The sequence below is a fragment of the Streptomyces sp. NBC_00878 genome (genome assembly GCF_026341515.1).
In the GTDB taxonomy this organism is placed as follows: domain Bacteria; phylum Actinomycetota; class Actinomycetes; order Streptomycetales; family Streptomycetaceae; genus Streptomyces.
The window spans coordinates 1,658,279-1,679,647 of record NZ_JAPEOK010000001.1 but is presented as its reverse complement, the minus strand read 5'-3'; the positions used below and the strand labels follow the sequence as shown (position 1 = coordinate 1,679,647).

The window sequence follows — 21,369 nt, the reverse complement described above, 5'->3', positions numbered from 1 at the left end:
AACCGCCCAGCAGATCGGCGGCTCCGGGTCTGTACGCTCACCGGTGCAATTGATGATCATGGAAGAGACATCAAGTGACTGACACCGTGACAGAGTTCGTGACCGCCGATGACCAGACGGATCCGTCGCCGGAGGCCGCGACGGTTGAGGCAGCTCGTCGCGCAGGCCCGCAGTGAGGGGCTGCAGCTGACCGGCGAGGGAGGGCTGCTGCAGCAGCTGACCAAGACGGTTCTGGAGTCCGCCCTGGAGGGCGAGATCACCGACCATCTCGGCTATGACAAGCACGACCCGGCGGGCAAGGACGGCGGCAACTCCCGTAACGGCACCCGGTCCAAGACGGTGCTGACGGACATCGGGCCGGTCGAGATCGACGTGCCCCGCGACCGGGAGGGCTCCTTCGAGCCGGCCATCGTCAAGAAGCGGCAGCGTCGGCTGACCGGCGTGGACGAGATGGTGCTCTCACTGTCCGCGAAGGGCCTCACGCTCGGGGAGATCTCCGCGCATCTGGCCGAGGTCTACGGCGCGGATGTGTCCAAGGCGACCATCAGCACGATCACCGAAAAGGTGATGGATGGCATGGCGGAATGGCAGAACCGGCCGCTCGACCGCGTCCACCCGGTCGTCTTCATTGACGCTATCAACGTCAAGATTCGCGATGGCCAAGTAGCGAACAGGCCGATCTGCGTGGCCCTGGCGGTCACCGCCGAGGGACACCGCGACATCCTCGGCCTGTGGGCCGGCGACGGCGGCGAAGGCGCGAAACACTGGCTTCGAGTGCTCTCCGAGCTCAAGAATAGGGGGGGCGAAGACGTCCTTATGCTGGTCTGCGACGGGTTGAAGGGGCTGCCCGACGCAGTCGGCGAGGTCTGGCCGCGAACTGTGGTGCAAACGTGCGTGGTTCACCTGCTGCGGGCGTCATTTCGCTACGCGGCCCGGCAGGACTGGGACAAGATCGCCAAGGCACCCAAGCCCGTCTACACCGCGCCGACCGAGGACGCGGCCACGACACGGTTCCTGGAATTCGCCGAGACCTGGGGCAAGAAGTACCCAGGGATCGTCCGCCTCTGGGAGTCCAGCTGGCCCGAGTTCACGCCTTTCCTTCAGTTTGATGCTGAGATACGCCGCATTGTGTGCACGACCAACAGCATCGAGAGCGTCAACGCGCGCATTCGCAAGGCCGTCCGCGCCCGCGGGCACTTCCCCACGGAGCAGGCCGCCCTCAAGTGTGTCTACATGGCGGTCATGAGCCTCGACCCGACCGGCGCCGGCCGCAAACGCTGGACCATGCGCTGAAAGGGCGCCATGAACGCCTTCGACCTGGCCTTCGACGGCCGCCTCACTGCAGGCCAACTCTAGCCACACCAAGCCCAGTTACACCGCTCGCTTTACAGACCCGGCGCCGGAGCGAATAACACGAAGGCTCTGACCGATCGCGCTCGTAGCACCGGGAATCAGCAGGGTCAATGGCTGGATAATGGCGGCGCTGCAGACTTCTTGAAGGGACTCCATGTCGAAGGAGCGGGTCCCAGGTCGGTGCGCATTCCGGATGGGTTGGGACAGGTGATTATGCCGGATGGGAGTATCGTCCAAGCGCGGGCAGCTATCATTGTCCCGAGTCCAAATGGGCTGTACAAGGCGGGCTTTCCACTTATTGGCCCGAACTACGAGGCTGGAGAGATGAGCTTCTCTGTGTCGTTCAATCCGGCCGTGCAGTCCGGTGCTGCGGCTCCTGTTTCAGCGAGTCTGGAGCCGGGTGGCGATTACGAAACCCTAGTCATGGAGGCGTGTAGCGCTCTCTCTGATGCTGGAGGCAGCAGATTCCACATTGGCGGCTTTGGGAGCGATGAGTGGCCGCTCGATGTGGGGTATGACTTGTCTGCCTTCATGGAGCAGTTCCCGTCGCTTCTGGCAGCTGTGCGCGAACGTCGCGAAGTCGAGGTGGATCTTTACTCGCAGGGTATCGAGAGGAATTTGACCTTTCATCCAAGCGGGGATCTCGTGATGATTCACTGCGAGTCGCGGACCAATTGGGCTCCAAACCCGGAACGCGAGAGTATTGTGCAAAGTGAGCTAGTCGCAATGCTCTCAAAATTGGCAGAAGACTTCGCCCAAGGGTTGAAGGCGATCAATTCCGACCTGTCGGAGGCCGCACCATTCGAACGTTGGCTGGAGGGTGAGGTGTAGCCTCACGACCCGATCCCGCATCCACGTGCTGGATAGCAGTAGCAAACTGGAAGCCCCGTCAGGTGCGTCCCGGCGGGGCTTCTGTGATGAGTGACGGCAGTAGTCGACGGCAACGTCAGCGGACGATGGCTCCGCGCAGCGACGGATCGCGGGTCGACTCGTCGTTGGCAGGGCCGTCAAGGGCGGTGCCGAGGGTGTCGATGGCGTCGCGCTGGAGGCGGAGTCGGACGTGGGCGTAGACGGTGGCGGTGACGCCGATGTGGGCGTCGCCGAGGAGTTCCTTGATCACGACGAGTTCGACGTCCTGTTCCAGGAGCAGGGTGGCGGTCGAGTGCCGGAGGTCGTGGAAGCGGATGCGGCGGAGGCCTGTCTTGCGGAGCAGCTTGATGAAGGTGCGGGTGAGGTTGGTCGGGTCGATCGCTCTTCCCTCCGGGGTGGTGAACACGTGCGCTGCAATGTTCGGCGGACAGCAGCGGTGCCCCCTGGTCGCGGTTGAGGGTTTCCCAGCGGAGGCCGAGGAGTTCGCCCTTGAGTCCGGTGTGGAGGACGAGTTCGAACAGGGCGTGCAGCCGGTGTTCGTTCGTGACCGCGAGGAACTGGCGGGCTTCGTCGGCGCTCAGTGGTTCGAAGCGGCGGGGGTGGGGTGTGCCGGTGCGGACGTTGCGGGCGACGTTGCGAGGGATCTCCTCTTCTCGGACGGCGTGCTCCAGGGCGGACCTGAGAACAGAGTGGATGTACGCCAGCGTCAGCGGGGAGCGAACCGCTCCGGGTCTGCCTCCACCGATCCCGGAGCGGTTCACCTGTGCGCCGTGCCGGACACAACCGTGCTCACCAACCAGACTGCCTCGCCAGGGGCTTCGGAAGCATCGGCACGCGCCGTCGTTGTCGCTGCGCACGGTCGGTCGTCAGTGCGACCGTTCACCGGCCAGCCCGTCGCCGCCGCCCGTGCTCATGCTGTCGGGCTCGGGCTGGATGACGCCGTGTTCGTCCAGGAGCGGGCGGATCCGCATCGGCTCGGTGGTCTCCGGGTCGGAGCGGCGGGGCGGCTCGGGGCCGTCGGGGCCGGTGCGCAGCATGCGTTCGACGCGGCAGATGCGGTAGGTGGCGCCTTGGGCCGTCACCTCGTTCAAGTGCGGTGTGGATTCCAGGTGTTCGGCGGCGCTTGCGTAGGCGTCGCGGGTCGCGGTGTCCAGGTCGTACATGTCGGCCCAGATCCCGGACAGGCCGTCGTGGAGGACGCAGCGAGCGTCGTGCGGGGTCGGCTGGAGTCTGCTGGCCGGGCTCCAGCCGGTCCCGGTGCGCTTGATGACGCCGAATCCGACCGGGAGCAGGACGAGTTCAGGGTGGTCTTGGACCGCCTGCCGGGATTCGGCACGCATGGCGGGCGGGACGTTCTCGCCCTCGTAGGTGAAGCCCCGGAGGGCTTGGCGGTTGCCTTCGGCCATGACGCCGGGAGACGCCGTGGGATCGTCCATCAGGGCATCGAGGGGGTGGCCGATGTCGGGCAGGGTCCGGCCGCGGCCGGGCTGGTGGCGCCAGGAGCGGTCGGCGGGTTCGGGGTCGGTGGGGCGGGGCGGCTCCGGGCCCTCGGTCAGGCCGCAGTGTGCGTACTCGTCGCCGCGGACGATGCGGTAGCGGGTGCCGAGGACGGTGAGCTCGTCGATCCGCTCGCACTCCAGGAGGTGTACGGCCGCGAGGAGTTCGCGGCGCTCGGCGACAGTGCCGGCCTCGTCCTTCGCCTGGAACCACAACAGCGAGTTGAGGGCGTCCCGGGCCTCTTGCGGGGTGCCGTCGGTGGCCTCGGACACCAGCCGCCAGCGGGCATCGGGTTCCGGGCCGAGCGCGGCCACACCGAACACCGGGCCGCGCGGCCACACATAGGGGTAGCGGGTTGAGGCGTCGAGTGCGTCAACCTCGCGGACCAGGGCCACCGGGTCGTCCCGGCGCAGGAGTTCGGCCGCGGCCCGTTCCAGTTGTCGCTTCCAGTCATCACTCACGTACGCATTGTTGCCGCGGGTGGCGTGCGGTGTCAGAGGGTTCACGAACATCACCACCTCACGACCCGCGCCCGGGAGTGGTGCGCCATGGGACAGTCGGGCTCTCCCCTGCCGTGGCGTCGGGCACTGTCTCTGTGCCTCCTGCCCCCGAGGCCGAGTGGCCGACCTCCCCGTCAGGGGCTCAGGGCGCGAGATCTGCCAGCAGGTCGGCCAGGACTGTCTCCTCCTCGACGCGCACGCCGAGTTCGGTCAAGGCGGGTGCCAGGTCCGGGTCCCATGGTGCTGTGGTGGGTGTGCCGTCGAGGGGTGCGGTCGCGGGCGTGTTGGCGGCCGCGGTGCGGTAGTGGACGGTGGTGTAGCGCCAGGGCTGCCAGGGGACGCGGCCGAGGAGCGTGGTGGCGATGCGCAGGCCGCCCCAGTCGAAGTCGCCGTGGTAGTGGAGGGACGATCCGTTGTCGTGGAGCCGGCCGAGCAGGGTGAGGGCGGCGGCGGACGGCTGGCCCTGGAGGCAGACCAGAGGTGGGCAGGCGCTGCCGTAGGTGTCGGCGGCGGTGGCCAGGACGGCCGGGTTCTCGCAGATGTACACGGTGGCGGGCGCTGTCCGTGGTGGTCGCAGGGTGAGTTGGCGCAGGGTCACCACGGCGGGCTCTCCCTCCTCGGCCAGGTGGTCGAGGGCTGGAGTGCCGCGCAGGTTCAGGGTGAGGACGGTGGAGGAGAGGGCGTCCTTGAGGACACCGGCCGAGGCCCAGGCCGCACGCCTGAACTCGGCACCGGTGCCGTCGGGGCACCCGGTCAGGGCACGGATGCCGGACAGAACGAGGGTTGCGTGCGGGGTGCCGTCGTCGAGGGCGTGGGCGCGGCCCAGTGTCCTGGTCGCAAAGACGGGCAGGGGTGTCGGGGGGTGCGCGGGGAGTGCACGGAGGGCCTGCGCCGTTTCGGCGAGCAGGGTGCGGGCGGCGTCCGGGGTGCGGGCGAGGCGGCGTACAAGACCGTCCCCCCGCAACTGTGCCGCCCAGTGGGCCAGTTCGGGCTGCTGTCGGCTCAGGATGTCGAGTGGCGCGTAGGCGGCGTCCCAGGCACGGGTCTCCTGCCGTCGTGTCTCGCTGAGCGGGGTGACGGTGCCGGTGAGCTCGGTGACGGCGGCGGTCAGGCCTGCGGGGCTGATCGCGGAGCGCCGCAGCACGGCGTCCACCGCTTCCAGCCGGACGGTCAGCGAGCGTCCGGCGCGCGGGGGACGGCCCAGGAGGCGTTCGGCCGCGGCCCGTTGTGCCTCGGTGGGGGTGGACAGGGAGACGGGGCCGGTGAGGGGCTTCTCGCGTCCCATACGGCGGCGGATCCTCTCGACGAGCCAGCCGAGTTCGGGGTCGCCGAGCAGACGCCGAAGCCGGTCGTGGTCGATGGGGCCGTCGTGCTCCGGCACGGGGGTCACTGCCACAGCGCGTCCCGCCCGAAGCCGGTGCCGGATACCGGGGCACCGGAGGGAGCGGCGTCCGGACCGGTCGGCGCGACGCTCTCCGGACCGGTCGGCGCGACGCTCTCCGGACCGGCGGCCCGGCTCCGCCGGGTGCCGTCCCACTCCCAGCGGGTGACCAGGACCGCGGGGATCTCGTCGACGCGGGAGAGCTGGGCGATGGCGATGCCGGGGACTTGCGGGTAGCAGGCCCATTCGCGTTCGCTGGTCATCACGACGTCCAGGTCGAAGGCGTGCAGCAGGCCCAGGCACTTGGCGCGGGAGTCGTCGTCCACACCGGCGAACGCCTCGTCCAGGGTGATCAGTCGTGGCGCGTGTTCTGCGGACGCGCTCGCGTAGTGCGAGGAGGCTGCGGCGAACAGCGGGACCGACATGGCAAGGACGCGCTCGCCGCCGGAGGCCGGTCCGGTGGCCGGTACCCACTTGCCGTGCTGGTGGCGTTCGACGCCGAACTCGTGCCAGGCGCGGTAGTCCAGAGCGGCCGTGAGCAGTTCCAGCCAGCTGCCGGTGTCGTCCTCGCTCTGCCGGCGGGCGATCTGTTCCTGGAGGAATTCGCCGACCGCCGCGCGGTCCTCAGGGGTCCAGGCGTCGGCGGACTGGCGCAACCGCTCCCGTGCCGGGGCCAGTCCCGTGGGCGCCTTGCGCGAGGCACGCCACACCAGGCGCAGTCTCATACCGGTGGAGGTGGGGCGTTCCTCCAGTTCGGCGTTCATGTCCCGTACCTGGCGCTCGGCTGTGGCGATCAGTTCCTGCAGGGTGCCGGCGACCTCGGTCAGCAGGTGGGTTTCCAGGATCTCGCGTTCGTGCGCGGACAGGATGCGGGCCAGTTCCTCGACCTCGGTGGCGAGGGCCTGGGCGAGTTCCGGGACGGCCCGCTCGCGGCCCTGGTAGACGATGTCGACGACCATGCAGTCCTCGGCGGGGCGCAGGGAGGCAGTGTGTCCGTGCCGGGAGAGCGAGTCCTGCAGTTTCTTGTGCTCCTCGCTCATCTGTTTCTGTACGCGTTCCCAGGCGCTGTCGGAGTCGTCGGTGGAGGCCAGTTCGGCCTCGACGCCGCGGGCCAGGGCGATCGCCGGGGTCGCCGACCACGGCCCGTCGTCCAGCGGGGGTACGTCTGCCTCGGGCAGGGCGACGGCCAGCAGACCCGTCGACGCGAAGCGGTGCAGGGCGGCGATGGCGTCGGTGCGGGCGGCGGATCTCTCGGCGACGTCCTTCTCCAACTGCTTGATGGTGCCCTTGGCCTCGTGGGCACGCTCGTTCGCCTGGTTCTGGTCCTCGGTCGCCGCTTGCGTCTCGCGCTCGCAGTCGGCCAGGTCGCGGGCGGTCTCGGTCAGCCGCCGCTCCAGTTCGGCGACGGCGGTGCCGACGGTGGAGCGCAGGGTGGTGTGCCGTTCGGCCGCGGTGGTCGCCAGGTGCGCCGCCCCTTCGGTGCGCAGCGCCAGTTCGGCCACCTGGGCACCGGCTTCTTCGGCCTCGCCGCGCAGTTCGCCGACCCAGCGGGTCGCGTCCGCCCGCTCGCGCAGGGCGGGCCACAGATCCGCGAGGACGAGGTCGTACGCGTGCAGGGCATCGCGCACTCCGACGAGCCCGGGCCGGTCGGCGGGCAGGTTCACGGCTGCCGCGGTGTCGGTGAGTTCGGTTTCGGTCTCGGCCTGCCTGCGGGCCGCCTCCGCGAGTTCGGTGGCGCGCTCGTTCTGACGCTGCCGGGTCCGGTGAGCGGTGTCCGCGGCGGCGGCCGTCCGCTCGTGCGCCTGGCGCAGCACGGCATCGTCGGGAACGCCGGCCAGGTCGGCGTCCAGGGCGGCGCGGCGCCGCGACACCGTCTCGCGCGCCTCCCGCAGCGCTGTCGACTCGCCCTGGAGAGAGCCGAGTTCGTCGCGCAGTGCGATGATGCGGGCCCGGCGGGCCCCTTCGCGGGCGCCCTCACCGACGTACGCGGCGCTCTGCTTGGACCAGCTGCCGGTCAGTGCGCCGACCCGGAAGCGACCGTCCGTACCCATCCAGGTGTCGCCGTTCACGCCGAGCCCGATGGCCCCGAGCAGCCGGCGCACCGTCTCCTCGCCCACGGCCGCCGCCCGTGCGTCGCCGTGGTCGACGGCGGGGCGCAGGGCGTCGGCGAGGGTGGCCCCCGGCAGCATGGTCTGCGGCGAGAGCAGTACGTCGTGCCCGTACTCGTCCGCGTGCGTCGCTGTGCCGTCCGGGCGCACCCACGCGTCCAGGAGACCCGATGCCTCCAACGCCGCTTCCAGACCGGCTCGTTGTGCGTCGGTGAGGTGCTCGTGGAAGTCGACGAGGCGCCACAGCGGTGCCCCGGTGGCATGCTCGCGTACACCCGGAGTCCGGGTGTACGGCGCGGCGGGACCGCGCTGACCGCCCGCTTCCAGCTCGGACAGCTCCCGCTCGGTCTCGGTACGCCGCGCATCGAGCCCGGTCAGGCGCTGGCCGAGAGCGGCCCATTGGTCGGCCAGGCGCGCATCCTGTGCGCGATGTGCGCCGGCCGCGTACGCGCGGGCCGGATAGGGGCCGTCGAGATGGGTCACCCAGTCCTGCAGGCCGTCCAGCAGGCCCGCGGGGTCGGGCAGCGCCAACTCGGTGCAGTCGTCGAGATGTTCACGTACGGAATCCAGCAGAGCCCGACCGGCGGCGGCCGCCGCCTCACCCGCTTCCGCCTGGCGTTGTGCGGCGTCGGCGGCCTCGGCTTCGGCCTCGTCCAGGCCTCGCTGGGCCACACGTCGTTCGGCCGCCGCTGCCTCGGCCTGCGTGGCCAGCTGCTCCAGGTGATCGACGGCGCGCCGCCCGCGCTCCACCGACTGGGCCGCCGTGCGCCGCAGTGCGGCCTCCGGGCCACCCTCGATGTCCGCCACCCCGTCGAGTCGGGCGGCCGAGGCCGTCTCCCGTTCCCGTACGAGGATGTCCGCGAGCTGCTTCTCGGCGCCCGCCAGACGGTTCTGGGCCGAGTGGAGTCTTCCCAGGGTCTTGGTGTGTGCGTGCGCGGCCCGCTCCCGGTCCTGCCCGGCGAGGGCGAGGGCGCCCGCGGTGCGCTCGGCGTCCTTCGCGGCCTGTTCGAGCTCCCGCGCGCTGCGCATCTCGGGCCCTTCGCGCAGTGCCGCGTCCTGCGCCTTGAGCCGGGTCGCCGCCTCCTTGAGCTCCGCGACGCGTGAGGCCGCCGCCTGACGGTCGGCCTCGGCCTGCTCGCGTTCCGCCTGGGCCTGTGCGAGGTCGCGGTGCAACTGCTCGTAGCGGGCGTGCTCCCGGCGCGGCAGCCGGGCCCGGCGGCGGGTGGCGATGCGGGCGTAGCGCCGGTAGTGGTCCAGGAAGGCGGATGCGGCCCGTTCCGCCTCGGTGGCCGCCCGCAGCTCGTCCTGTTCCTCGTCCAGGGACCGGAACGCCTCGGCCACGTCGGCGATCACCGCCTGGTCCATCGGCGGCAGTGCCTCGGTCAGTGCCCGCGACAGGGCGGCCTCGCTGGGCCGCTTGGACAGTTGGGGCTGGCGCAGCTGGATCAGCAGGTCGACCAGGGCCGCGTACCGCCGCTCGCCGAGCCCGAACAGTGCCTCGTCGACCGCCCTGCGGTAGACCTTTCCCTGGTCGTACACCATGCCGCGCCCGGCGACCGCCTCGGCGAGCCGGTCCCGGGACAGCGCGGTGCCGGTCGCGTCCAGGAGGCTCAGCTGAGGTCCGACGCGCTGGTCGGTGACGGCGTACCAGTGGCGGGCGATGCCACGCCCGGCGACCGCCTTCAGGCCGCAGACGAGCGTACGGAAGTGAGCCTGCCCGCTCTCCTCGTCGAGACGGCCGAACTCGATCCACGTGTAGCCGAGCCGCTCGGGGTGCGGGTGCTCCCCTCCGAGAAGGAGATTCCACTCCATCCGCTTGCCCGGGTCCGCGTCGGGCTCGACCCGGCGGGCGGACAGGTCGCCGTCGAGCAGGAACGGCAGGGTCAGGGCCAGGACCTTGGACTTTCCGGTGCCGTTGTTGCCACGCAGCAGGAGTCTGCCGTCCCGGAACCAGAACTCCTCCACGTCGTAGTAGAAGAGGTCGATCAGACCGATGCGCAGCGGACGCCACCGCCCGGGGACGGGGACGGGCAGACCGGAGGAAAGGGTTTCGGTGGTGTGGGCGGCCTGGCTGGTCAACGCGTACGCGCCTTTCGCTGAGCGGGCAGTGGCGCCTTCGCGCCCGTGCGGGTACCCGGTTCGAGTACGACCGTCTCGCCGACCGCGTACCGGGCAAGACCCGGGCGAGCCTCCACCCGGTCAGTGGTGCGGGTGAGAAGGCCGAGCGCGGTCAGCTTGGCCAGCGCCTGCTCCACGAGCTGCGGTTCCGCGCCCGGCTGCTTGGCGGTCTTCGACCAGTACCCGGCGTGTTCAGCGGCCAGTTCGCGTACGCGCCGCTCCAGGTCCGAGGCGGTGACCGGCCCGGCCGCCGTCGCGATGTACTCGGCGAGCAGCAGGGTGATGTGCCCGTGGGTGCCCTGCTCGGGCATCCGGACGTCGGTCAGGTCGTCCTGCGGGTCGACCATGGCGATGCCCTCGGCGCGCACCTCGGCGACCAGGCCGGTCAGCTGGGTGATCTGCGCGGTGATGAAGCCGCGCTGCCGGGTCAGATAGACCAGTTCGGCATCGCTCAACTCCTCGTAGTAGAGCACCGGATCGTCGAGCAGGCGCCGGTACAGCGTCCAGCGGATGGCCCTGAAGCGCAGGTCGTCGCTGTCCAGGGCGGACTCGGCGACCAGTTCGGCCAGCCGGCTCTCGAAGTCCTGCGCGGTGACCGTGGACGGGCCCCTGCGGGTGGCGAGCAGCCCCGCCAGGACGCGGCGCTCCACGTCGTACAGGACGTCGCCGCTCCCGCTCACGTAGGCCTCCTCGTCCCCGGCCACCCGCCGCAGCACCCCGAGGCGCAGCAGCAGCCGCACCACCGCCGCGAGATCGAGGCGCTCGTCGCGCCGCTCCAGGGTGAACTCCACCGCCGCCGCGACCAGTTGCGGATCGGCCGCGTCCAGGACCACCTGTTCGGCGAGGCGGCCGAGCGCTATCTGCGACTCGCCGCGCTCCAGGGCCGCCAGCGCCAGGCACAGCAGGACATAGCGGCGGCGGGTGAAGGGGGCGCGGGCGCCGGTGACCTCCCGCGCCGGATGCGTGGCGTCAGCGAGGGTCCCCGGAGTCTTGCGCAGCCGGGCCGCCTCCGCGTCCACCCGCAGGGACCAGCCGGTGTTGCGGTCGAACCAGTCACGCAGTTCGGTGGCGTGCTGGCGTACGAGGCGGAACTCGTCGGCGTACGATCCGTGCGCGAGCAGCAGCGGTTCCTTGAGCAGGGCTCGCGCGGCCTTTTGCAGGTCCGCGGCGCGGCGGCCGTCGAGCACCTCGGCCAGGGGTGTCGTCATCGGTCCTCCTGCGGTGGGGCGTCGGCCTTCGGTATGGGGGCTTCGCGGGTGAGATCGGTGATCTCGATTCTGTGGTCGGGGCCACGGAACACGCCGCCGGGAGTGTGGACTTCGGCCGTGGTGCCGTCCGCGAGCGCGGTGAGCCGGATCTCCATCGAGCCGTCGTTGCTGGTCGCCGTGGTCGAGACGGTGCCGGGCCGCCACGTGGCCAAGGCGTCCCCGAGGAGCTGCAGGAACAACCGGAAGGCGAGCGGGTCGAGTTCGCCCAGGCCGGACAGGCGGGTGACCCCGGGTGTCGCCAGGCGGGCGCGGGCCTCGGTGATCTCCGCGGTCTGCTTGGCGGCGATCTCTTCGAGCAGCCGGCGTTCCTCGGAACGGCCTTGGACCTTGCGCGGTTTGCCGCGCCGCTCGTAGCTCCCGGTGCGGCGCAACTGCGGACTGATCCGCAGCGGCTCGGCCTCGGCCCACGGCGTGGACGCCGGCACCGGACGGGTGGCCCGCTCCGCGAGGGTGTCGGCGTCGACGGTGAGATGGCGGGCTGGATGCAGACCGAACGCGGTACGCCACAGCCGGTGCCGCGCGGCGTCGTCCGGCGCCTGGGCGAACCAGCGGGCCAGCGTACGGAAATCCGCCGACCGGTCGGAGCGCCCGGCCCGCCGCTCGTTCAACTGACGTACGACAGCGAGCAGTTGGGGAATCGCGCCCAGTGCCCGACCGCGCAGCAAACGGGCCTGCGACTCGCGGTCGTCCCCGGACACGAACCAGGCCGCGAGCCCCGACCAGCGCGCCAGCCACCGCACGTACGCCCGCGCCTCGGCGCTCTCGGCCTCGTCCGGAGCCGCGTCGGCCGCCTCCCGGACCGCGGCCAGCCGCAGCAGCCCCTGGACCCGGCCCTGCCCCTCCAACTCCCTGATCAACAGAGCGATCCGGCCGCCCAGCGTGATCAGATCCTGGATGAACCGCTCCAGATACCGGATCAGTTGGTCCTTGTACACGAGGAACGCCTCGACCTCGACGCCGTGCAGGTCGATGGTGCGCTGCAGCGACCCCATGAACGCCCGCGCGTTCTCGGCGAGTGCCTCGAACCGGCCCGTCAGGGAGGACAACGCCAGATGGGCCTTGGCCGCGTCGGGTTCCTCCTCGGCCGCGATCACCAGCAGGGCGCGCAGCTGGGTGACGATGTCGTGCAGCGCCACCGCCTGCAGCGCGCCGCGCCGCCCCAGGGCCTCGTCGTACCCGGCCAGCGCCTCCTCGGCGGCCTCACCCGCCCGCGTGAGCTGGTAGATGAACCGCTTGCGGTAGAAGTCCTCGACCGCTGTGACCCGTGCGGTGTCCGGATCAGCCCGTAGGTTTCCCCACTCGACGAGGGAGTCCAGGGCCTTGACGACGGATTCCGGCTCCGCCGGTCGGCGCTCCAGGGGCAGCGCCGCGTACACGTCTTCGGGACGCAGGTGCACAGCGAACCGTTCCTTGGCCGCCAGGAACGCACCCATGACGAGCCGGTACAGATCGGCGTTGGGCACTGTCAGGTGCGCGAACGGCGTGTAGTCGGGGCGGTCGGCGCGTACCTCGCGGGAAGGATCAGTCGTCATCGCCCCGCCATTGTCCCTGACCCGCTCACCCCTCCGGGACCTGCGGCCGAAGCCTCACGCAGCGCAGCCACCCTCGCCTTCGGCCGCCGCAGCCGTTCGCCGGGTCTGCACCGATGCCGAGATGCGATCCATCAAGCGGTAGCGAGCTGCAGATCGATGCGGACGCCGGTGACCCGGACGGCGCGCATTCCCGCGAGGTGTCCCGGCAGGAGTGGGCCGTGAACATCGACTCGACGTCCTGCCGGGCGCATCAGCACGCGGCCGGGGCGCCCCGCAGGCCTCCGGCCGACTACCCGCAAAAAGGGGGCGGGGCGCGTGAGGAGGCGGATGGGCGCGAGGCGCTGGGGCGCTCGCGGGGCGGGCTGACCAGCAAGGTCCATCTGCTCTCCGACGACCGGGCCCGCCCGCTGACCTGGCAGACCTCGCCCGGTCAGCGGGGTGGCAGCCCGATGTTCGCTCCGGTGCTGGACGCCTTACGCATCCGACGCCGCGGACCGGGCCGCCCGCGCAGCCGATCGGACAGGGTCCGCGGCGACAAGGCCTACTCCAGTCGGGACAACCGCGCCTACCTGCGACGGCGCGGGATCAAGGCCACCATCGCGCAACCTGGTGACCAGCGGGCTCACCGCAGGCGCCACGGACGCTCCGGTGGCCGGCCCCCGGCCTTCGACAAGGCCCAGTACCGCCGCCGCAACGCGGTCGAGCGGTGCGTGAACAAGTGGAAGCAGTTCCGCGCCGTGGCCAGCCGGTACGACAAACGCGACTACATCTTCAACGGCACCCTCACCGTCACCGCGATCGTCATCTGGCTCCGCGACACCGTCCAAGAGCCATCAGAAACGACCTAGGGGCACGCCCCGGGCAGACACCCGCGCGTTCACGACCCTCGACCGGCTGCACCACTTCGCGGTACACCGTCCTTCGGCGTAGTCGCGTGTCGCCCGGTTCGTGATGATCCGTCAGCTCGGCGGTGCCCCCCGGAACGTGACAGGCACGGCTTCCAAGATCATGGAGTTCTCTACGCCCCGTGATCCGAGTGGAAGACCGTGCCCGTCGACGCATCATCGCTGATCCCGCAGTGCGGTGAACGTGACTGTTCGCTGAGCTTCCAGGCGGTCGACAGCGGCGCGCCGGGGCGGTCGGGGTGCCGTCGTTCCCGGATGTGCGGTGCGGAGGCAGCGCCCGGCGCCCTCGCCTGTGCCGATGCCGTGGCTGGCGGTGTGCGGCCTTTGACCGGTTCGGCGCGCTGGGTGCCCTGATTGGTTGCGGTAGTGGCGGGTAGCATCGGCCGCGCCGGGGATCAGGGGCGCCGCCAAAGAGGCAGCCCGGCTGGGGAATTGACGATGGGGAAGGGCGGGGCCGGCATGACGACGCCACCAGGGGGCGGCCAGGATCCGGAGGCGAGCCTGCGTGATCTTGAGGTGATGCTGGACGCGGTCACGGACCATGCCGTCGTCAAACTGGGGCCGGGCGGTGAGGTGGTCCGCTGGAGCCGTAGCGCCCAGGCGATGACCGGCTACACGGAGCCCGAGATGGTGGGGCAGTCGATGTCGGTGCTGCACACCGAGGAAGACCGCGGCGCCGGGCTGATGGAGCAGGAACTGGAGTCCGCCCGCCAGGACGGGCAGCGGGAGTTCCAGGGCTGGCGTGTCGGTAAGGGCGGTAGGCGATTCCTCGCCCACATCGCGCTGACGCCGGTGCGCGGCGAGGACGGGGCGGTGACCAGCTTCGTCGAGGTCTTCCGGGACGTCACGGAGAGCGCGCGGGCCGAGTCGTTGTTCCACGGCCTGCTGGAGTCGGCCCCGGACGCGATGGTGATCGTGGGATCGGACGCGCGGATCGTCCTGATCAACCGACAAGCGGAGGCGCTGTTCGGCTTCGAACGTGCCGAGTTGGTGGGCCGGGAGATCGAGGTGCTGGTGCCACCGCGGTTCCGCGACCGCCACGTCGGCCACCGCTCCGGCTTCCTCGCCGATCCCCGCCTGCGGCCGATGGGGGCGGGGTTGGAGCTGGCCGGGATGCGCCGGGACGGCACCGAGTTCCCCGTCGAGATCAGCCTGAGTCCGCTGGAGACCGCTGAGGGGACGCTCGTGGCGGCGGCGATCCGGGACGTCACCGAGCGCCGGGAGACCGAGCAGCGGCTGCTGCGGCAGCGCGACGAGATCCTGGAGCTGTCCACGCCGGTGATCCAGGTGTGGGACAAGGTGCTGGCGCTGCCGATCATCGGCACGCTGGACACGCTGCGGGCCACGCGGCTGACCGAGGGCCTGCTGGAGAAGATCGCGCAGAGCCAGGCAGAGGTGGCCATCCTGGACATCAGCGGGGTGCCCACCATCGACACCCAGGTCGCCCAGCATCTGTTGAAGACGGTCCAGGCGGCAGCCCTGATGGGGACGGTGAGCATCATGAGCGGGGTGCGGCCGGAGACGGCCCAGTCCATGGTGCACCTGGGCATCGACATGGGGCGCCTGCGCTCCCGTAACACGTTGCAGGACGCGTTGCAGCTGGCGTTGGCGGTGCTCGCCGAGCGGGCCGGGACCGCGGCGGCGGCCGCCCGGGCGCTGACGTCCGGGGGGTCGCGGTGACCGAAGACGTGGTTCCGGTCATGAAGATCGGTGACACGCTCCTGGTCGCGTTGCACGGCGACCTGGACGACACCACGGTGATACAGATCGAGGAGCAGCTCACCCGGGAGGTCGCGCGCACCGGTGCGTCGGGCATGCTCATCGACGTCAGTCGGCTGAGCGTGGTCGACTCGTTCATCGCCCGGGTACTGGCGAGGATCGTGGCAATGGTCCGGCTGTTGGGGGCGCAGGCGGCCGTGGTGGGGATCCAGCCGGCGGTCGCCATCACCCTGGTGGAACTCGGCGTGCCGATGGGGCATCTGGACACCGCGCTCAACGCCGAACAGGGCCTGGCCCTGCTGGAGCGGCTGCGACGCGCCGATACCGGTACGGATCGCCCGTGACCGCCGCTGGTGCTGTGACGGACAGAGAACCGTCCGTTTTCGACATCGTCGACGAGTCCGACCTGATCCGCGTCCGCAAGGTGCTGCGCACCGAGGCCGAGGCGGTGGGGCTCAACCTGGTGGACGCGACAAAGCTGATCACGGCCGGCAGCGAGCTGGCCCGCAACATCCTCAACTACGCAACCGGCCGCCGTGGCCGGGTCACCGTCGAGCAGGTGCATCGGCAGAGTCGGCGGGGGGTGCGGGCCTCGTTCGCTGACGACGGTCCGGGCATCGAGGACATCGAGGCGGCGCTGACCGATGGCTTCAGCACCCGGGGCAGCATGGGGCTGGGCCTGCCCGGAGCCCGGCGGCTGGTGGACGACATGACCCTCACCTCCGCCGCCGGGGCGGGCACGACCGTAGTGATCGTGAAATGGCAGCGGTGAGGGTGTGGCGGCCCTGAGCGAGAGCGAACACCGCCGCCACGCCGTCGCAGCAGAGGAGGACGTCGGCGCCCTGCGCCGAGCGGTGGCCCGCATGGCCGCCGGACAGCACGCGCTGCGCCCGGGCGTGGCCGAGCTGGTGGCCACCGAGCTGGCCACCAATCTGCTCCGACACGCGCACCCGGGTGGGTACGTGCTGGCCCGGAAGGCCGGCGACGGGATCGAGCTGCTGTCCGTCGACCACGGCCCGGGAATGACCGCCGCGGCACTCGCCCCGTCGTCCGGGGCTGCCTCGCCCGTCGCGCCGCCCTCATCCCGCGGGGGCGGTCTGAAGGCGGGACTGAACGTCGTCAGGCGCAACGCCGCCGAGTTCGACTGGTACGCCACCCGCCGCGGCACCGTCGTCCATGCCAGGCTTGGCGCCCCTGCACCGGCCGGGCACGCAGGGTGGCGCTTCGGTGGGGTCAACGTCCCCCTCGGCGGCGACGGTGAGTCCGGGGACGCCTGGGCCGTCGCGCCCAGTCGGCGGACAGCCGCCCTGGTCGTCGACGGACTGGGCCACGGTCCAGGCGCCGCCGCAGCGGCCCGGGCCGCGATCACCACGTTCGAAGGCGCTGCCGTCACCGACCTCGACCGCCTCGTGCGGCACACCCACGAGGCGATGCGCGCCACCCGCGGCGGCGTCCTGGGCGCGTGTCTGATCGACCCCGGGCGGGGCGAACTCACCTACGCTGCGGTCGGCAACATCACCGGACGGGTCCTCACCGGAGGCCGTTCCGTCCACCTGCTGGACCGCCCCGGCACCCTCGGCACCCAACTGCCCCTTCCCACCGTCCGCCTTCAACACGGCCCGTGGGAGCCCGGATCGACCCTCATCCTGGTCTCCGACGGCATCCGCTCCGTCTGGAGCCTGGAGGACCACCCGCGCCTGCTGGACCACCACCCGGCGATCATCGCCGCCGTGCTCCACCGCGAGTACGGCCGGGCCACCGACGACGCCACCGTGCTCGTGGTCCGTCAAGTCACCGCCATGGCATGATGAACCGGTTCCCGTCACCACGCGAAGGGCGGCCAGACATGGGGGACGTACATGGCCCCCGGATCGCCGACGGCACGGAGGACGCGGCCGCGCAGCAGACCGAACTGGCGCGCCGAGCACAGCTGGTGGACGAGCTGAGCCAGGAGCTGGACGACACCAACCGCGGCCTGATAGCCCTGCACACCGAGCTGGAGGCTGCCCGGCGCGCCGAGGCCCGGCTCGCGGCCATCGTGGCCTCCTCCGACGACGCCATGATCTCGGTCGATCCCAGTCACCTCGTCCAGACCTGGAACCCCGGTGCCCAGCGGCTGTTCGGCCACACCGAGCAGCACATCGTCGGCCAGACCATCGAGACGCTCATGCCCGACGCGGCCTTCCACGTCTTCCAGGCAGTGGTGGAACAGATCCGTTCCGAAGGGCACGCCGACTCCTACCAGAGCCGCTGGCGCCGTACCGACGGCACGGACGTCGACGTGGCGGTCACCGTCTCGCCGATGCGTGACGCGGAAGGGGCCCTGATCGGCTTCTCGACGGTGGCGCGGGACATCACCCACCAGCTGCTCGCCCAGGCCGAGTTGGCCGCCGCCCGCGCCGACCGCGAGGTGATGGCCGAGCGCGACCGCATCGCCGGCGACTTGCACGACATGGTCATCCAGCGGGTCTTCGGCGCCGGCCTCGCGTTGCAGAGCATCACCGCCCGCCTCACTCGCCCCGACGCCGCGACGCGCATCCACACGGTCATCGGTGAACTCGACGCCACCATCCGGGAGTTGCGCGGCACCATCTTCAACCTCAACCAGCCCACCCAGAAGGCGGCCAGCCTCCGCACCCAGGTCCTCGACGAGACCTCCACCGCACAGGACCGGCTCGGCTTCGCCCCCTCGGTCGAGTTCGACGGCCCTGTCGACGCCGCCCTGCCCGACGAAATCGCCGCGAACCTGCTCGCCGTGCTGCGTGAAGCCCTGTCCAACGTCGCCCGCCATGCCCACGCCACCGCCGCCTGGGTCGCCGTCCATGCCGGAGACGAACTGCTCCTGGACGTCACCGACAACGGCCGCGGTCTGGGCCGGCCCACCCGAAGCAGCGGCCTGACCAACCTGCGCCGCCGCGCGGAGAAGCTCGGCGGCACGTTCGAGGTGGCCGACCGCCCCGAGGGCGGCACCCGACTGCGCTGGCGCATCCCCCCTCACCACTGAGGACGCGGCCCGCAGCGGCTGACCCCGCCCGGCCCTCAGCGGACGGCCCGACACACACGATGCGCGCCGCGCCAACCCTGACCTTGACGAGCTGGCGCAGCGGGCTGGTCATCGATCGCCCCACGAGGTCACCGGCGGTGCATGGTTTCCAGGGCGGCGGCCAGGACGTGGGGGTCGTGGTGGCCCTTGTAGACGGCAGGCGGTCGTTTGTCGAGGCTGAGGAGTTGGGCCACGGCTGTCCAGGCGGTGCGTATGGAGTACTCGACGGTGAAGACGACATCGTCGGGCACATCGGCGAACTGGCCGATGAAGGCGAGGTTGACCGACCCCTCGGGAACGACCTTGGGCCGGTCGTCGCGGCGGCGGGCCAGGAACTGGCTGGTGATGTACGGCATCAGGCAGGGCACGACGGTGGAGGTGGCCAGGACGCGGGCCGCGACCTCCTCGTCGAGGCGCAGATGGTGGAGGACCTCTTCGAGGATCTCCCGGCCGGAGCACATCGTCATAGGTTTGGGCGTGTGGTTGCCCGCGCGGCCGGGGAAGAGGCCGTAACCCCACCAGACCGAAACGCCATCGGGCTGGTCGCGGTAGACCGGCTGGCGGTTGGCGACGATGGTGAGCAGCCAGTTGGAGTCGGTGAACGTCATCAGCCCGCCCCGGCCGGTCTCGCGGCCACTCAACTTCTCCAGCGCGTCGAGGAAGGCAGGGTCCTTGGTGGTGACGGTGAACGACTCCCAGCGGGACTCCTTGACGTGCTTGTCGAAGGCGTCCGGGTTACCGAAGTCCTCGCGTCCCCGCGCCAACCGATGCCACAGCAGCCAGGCGTCCGAGCGATGGGGAGCCGGCGGCGGCGCGGCGGTGTGCGAGCCGAGGCTGGAGGCGTCGGTCATGGAGCCGTTGGTGACCAGGACCAGGTCCTCGGGGGACACGGCGATCTTCTCGTCGCGGCCGCCCCGGGAGAGATGGATGGTTTCGACTGTGGTGCTCCGGTGCCCGGGCGCGAGGCCGAGGTCGGTGACGTGGCAGCCGGTGTGGACGGTGACGCCGCGCTCCCGGAGCCAGGCGGTCAGCGGCCGCACGATGGAGTCGTACTGGTTGTAACGGGTCCGGTAGATGCTCGACATGGACGAGAACTCGGGGAAGAGGTGGATGAAGCGCCTCAGGTAACGCCGGAACTCGATCGCGCTGTGCCAGGGCTGGAAAGCGAACGTGGTGCACCACATGAACCAGAAGTTCGTGGTGAAGAAGTGCTCGCCGAAGCAGTCCGTGATCCGCCTGCCGTCCAGGTGTCCCTCGGGGGCCGCCAGGCAGCGCACCAGGGCCAGGCGGTCGTGTTCGGAGAACCCCATCGAGCGGGTGTCGACGATCTTCCCGTCGCCGTCGACGAGGCGTGCGATGTCGTCCCAGGCGAACTCCTCGTGTCCGGCCAGGATTTCCTGCGTCACGGACACCGAGGGGTCGTCGAGGGTGGGGATGTCGGCCAGGAGGTCGTAGGTGCAGCGGAACTCGGCCTCGAACATCCGCCCGCCGCGCATGGTGTAGCCCGCGTCCGCAGTACCGCCCGCGTCCAGGCTGCCGCCGACGTTCCGCTGCCCTTCGAAGAGGTGGATGTCCGAACCCTTGAACCCGCCGTCGCGGATCAGGAACGTGGCCGCGGACAGCGCCGCGATGCCGCTGCCCACCAGATACGCCTTCGCCATCACACAACTCCTTGTCCTCGCCCGTCGATCGGGAACCGCGTCACCCACGGTTCCTTGCGCCGCGACCGCCGTCACTGGGCCGATGGTCACCGCCTCATGGTCCGACCGGACTTGACCACGGTCCGCCCGGACTCAGAGGCAGCCACTCGCCGTACACGCGCACAGACACGGACGGCACAGCGGCCCGGGCAGTGGACCGATTCGCTGGCCCACCGGCCCTGGTATCAGCCCACGCGGCGGGGACGTCGCCGGTTCCGGGCGTACGGGCCAGGGTCGCGTCCATACCGGGGTGCAGCTCGAAGACACCTGCCAGGCCCACGGAACGAAGGACGAGCCGGAAGCCGTGACTGCCGGTGACCAGACGCAACCGGCCGTGCTGGGCCACGACTCGGTTGCGAACCCGGCACAGAACTCACAGACCGCTGCAGTCGATGAAGGCCATCGAGCGCAGGTCCAGCGCCAGATCGGGGCGCGGGCCGGCGGTCAGGGCCTCCCAGCCGGGCCGCGAGGGACGGCGCGGTGAAGATGGCGATCTCGCCGCACAGCTCCACGACGGTTGCTTCACCGGTGGTGCGTTCTGTGTGGTCAGGCGCGGACCTGGTGTCGATGTCGGACATGGTCTGAGACACCAGGGCGAGACGAGGGAAGGGCCGATCGGCCCTGCGGCCGGACCTGGGGGCAACAACCCTGAACCCGCACGTGGGCTCAAGGAACAGTCGCTGTGACCTGTGGGTGCGTATCGGGTTGTTTGCCGTCCGGCGCGGGATCCCGGTGGGACTGGGGGCTGGTTTCCGGCACGGCCAGGACCGATGGCCTCTCACCCCGTGCTGTCCTTCGGCTGAGGATGGTCTGAAACCGCACACCGCGGTACCCGGCGAAAGACGGACTGACCCATGTACCCCAACGACGGATTCCGTGAACTCGACCCGCAGGAGTGCCTCCGTCTACTGGCGAAGGCGCCGGTCGGTCGCATTGTGCACACACGGCACGCCCTGCCCGCGGTGCTGCCCGTCAATTTCTGTCTCGACGGCGACGGCACGGTGCTGCTGCGCACCTCGGCCGCCTCGGAGCTGGCGCGCGCGGTAGACGGAGTGGTGGTCGCCTTCGAGGCGGACGAGGTCGACGCAGCGAGGAACGCCGGCTGGAGCGTCGTCGTCACCGGCCGGGCCACGGTCGTGACCGACCCCGGCGAGCAGAAGCGGCTGGCCCGGGTCGGCCCGAGCTCCTGGGTGCCCTCGCCCGAGGAGGTCTCAATTCGCATCCGTCCGGAGCTGGTGACCGGGCGCGAGCTCGTCGGGGGCCACACGCTGTACGGGGTGGACCTCACGCTGTGAGTCCGCCGTCTCCGCTCTCGTCGGTCCCTGCTGCGCCGACTACCTGGGCGACCGCAGCGGTCGCATGGGCTGGGCCGAGG

Annotated in this window: 14 protein-coding genes and 2 pseudogenes; 9 read left to right on the top strand and 7 right to left on the bottom strand. The window is 70.8% G+C overall.

Features of this window, described 5'->3' with window-relative positions:
• Positions 1–98 precede the first annotated feature (98 nt).
• Together OHA11_RS06860 and OHA11_RS06855 are read left to right on the top strand one after the other, a co-directional pair.
• A pseudogene (locus OHA11_RS06860) lies at positions 99–1,290 on the top strand (IS256 family transposase); the annotation flags it as partial.
• A 243-nt stretch (positions 1,291–1,533) separates the two neighbouring features.
• A complete protein-coding gene (locus OHA11_RS06855) occupies positions 1,534–2,184 on the top strand; it encodes a hypothetical protein (RefSeq protein WP_266493005.1) in 651 nt (216 codons plus the stop codon).
• Between the two features lie 115 nt (positions 2,185–2,299).
• Here the strand turns inward: OHA11_RS06855 and OHA11_RS06850 are convergent.
• From OHA11_RS06850 to OHA11_RS06825, 6 genes and pseudogenes are all read right to left on the bottom strand, one after another.
• A pseudogene (locus OHA11_RS06850) lies at positions 2,300–2,939 on the bottom strand (tyrosine-type recombinase/integrase); the annotation flags it as partial.
• 150 nt (positions 2,940–3,089) lie between these two features.
• Complete coding sequence (locus OHA11_RS06845) at positions 3,090–4,181, bottom strand: DUF5954 family protein (protein WP_266493002.1); 1,092 nt, start codon at positions 4,179–4,181, stop codon at positions 3,090–3,092.
• 181 nt (positions 4,182–4,362) lie between these two features.
• Entirely contained in the window at positions 4,363–5,616 is a 1,254-nt protein-coding gene (locus OHA11_RS06840) for a TIGR02679 family protein (protein ID WP_266492999.1), read from the bottom strand.
• A complete protein-coding gene (locus OHA11_RS06835) occupies positions 5,607–9,788 on the bottom strand; it encodes a TIGR02680 family protein (RefSeq protein ID WP_266492996.1) in 4,182 nt (1,393 codons plus the stop codon). Before OHA11_RS06835 ends, OHA11_RS06840 begins: the two co-directional genes overlap by 10 nt.
• Positions 9,785–11,035: a TIGR02678 family protein gene (locus OHA11_RS06830; RefSeq protein WP_266492994.1), complete on the bottom strand. Its 1,251-nt coding sequence runs from the start codon at positions 11,033–11,035 to the stop codon at positions 9,785–9,787. Before OHA11_RS06830 ends, OHA11_RS06835 begins: the two co-directional genes overlap by 4 nt.
• Positions 11,032–12,627 carry a TIGR02677 family protein gene (locus tag OHA11_RS06825; RefSeq protein WP_266492991.1) on the bottom strand — a complete coding sequence of 532 codons (1,596 nt, stop codon included), beginning with the start codon at positions 12,625–12,627 and terminating at the stop codon, positions 11,032–11,034. The genes OHA11_RS06830 and OHA11_RS06825 overlap by 4 nt, the downstream gene beginning before the upstream one ends.
• A gap of 218 nt (positions 12,628–12,845) precedes the next feature.
• Here OHA11_RS06825 and OHA11_RS06820 point away from each other — a divergent pair, with 218 nt between their 5' ends.
• The 6 genes from OHA11_RS06820 to OHA11_RS06795 all read left to right on the top strand — a co-directional run bounded on the left by OHA11_RS06820 (position 12,846) and on the right by OHA11_RS06795 (position 18,255).
• Complete coding sequence (locus OHA11_RS06820; protein ID WP_266492990.1) at positions 12,846–13,475, top strand: IS5 family transposase; 630 nt, start codon at positions 12,846–12,848, stop codon at positions 13,473–13,475.
• A 516-nt stretch (positions 13,476–13,991) separates the two neighbouring features.
• On the top strand, positions 13,992–15,212 hold the full coding sequence (locus OHA11_RS06815; protein WP_266492989.1) for a PAS domain S-box protein: 1,221 nt from the start codon (positions 13,992–13,994) through the stop codon (positions 15,210–15,212).
• On the top strand, positions 15,209–15,595 hold the full coding sequence (locus tag OHA11_RS06810; RefSeq protein WP_266492988.1) for an STAS domain-containing protein: 387 nt from the start codon (positions 15,209–15,211) through the stop codon (positions 15,593–15,595). The genes OHA11_RS06815 and OHA11_RS06810 overlap by 4 nt, the downstream gene beginning before the upstream one ends.
• Positions 15,596–15,609: 14 nt before the next feature.
• Positions 15,610–16,023, top strand: a complete 414-nt coding sequence (locus tag OHA11_RS06805) for an ATP-binding protein (RefSeq protein ID WP_266492985.1) — start codon at positions 15,610–15,612, stop codon at positions 16,021–16,023.
• A gap of 4 nt (positions 16,024–16,027) precedes the next feature.
• A complete protein-coding gene (locus OHA11_RS06800; RefSeq protein WP_266492983.1) occupies positions 16,028–17,059 on the top strand; it encodes a SpoIIE family protein phosphatase in 1,032 nt (343 codons plus the stop codon).
• Positions 17,060–17,097: 38 nt separating this feature from the next.
• On the top strand, positions 17,098–18,255 hold the full coding sequence (locus tag OHA11_RS06795) for a PAS domain S-box protein (RefSeq protein ID WP_266492982.1): 1,158 nt from the start codon (positions 17,098–17,100) through the stop codon (positions 18,253–18,255).
• 128 nt (positions 18,256–18,383) lie between these two features.
• Here OHA11_RS06795 and OHA11_RS06790 read toward each other — a convergent pair whose 3' ends face one another.
• Positions 18,384–19,958 carry an oleate hydratase gene (locus tag OHA11_RS06790; RefSeq protein WP_266492981.1) on the bottom strand — a complete coding sequence of 525 codons (1,575 nt, stop codon included), beginning with the start codon at positions 19,956–19,958 and terminating at the stop codon, positions 18,384–18,386.
• A gap of 890 nt (positions 19,959–20,848) precedes the next feature.
• Here OHA11_RS06790 and OHA11_RS06780 point away from each other — a divergent pair.
• On the top strand, positions 20,849–21,289 hold the full coding sequence (locus tag OHA11_RS06780) for a pyridoxamine 5'-phosphate oxidase family protein (protein WP_266492979.1): 441 nt from the start codon (positions 20,849–20,851) through the stop codon (positions 21,287–21,289).
• Positions 21,290–21,369: the final 80 nt, after the last annotated feature.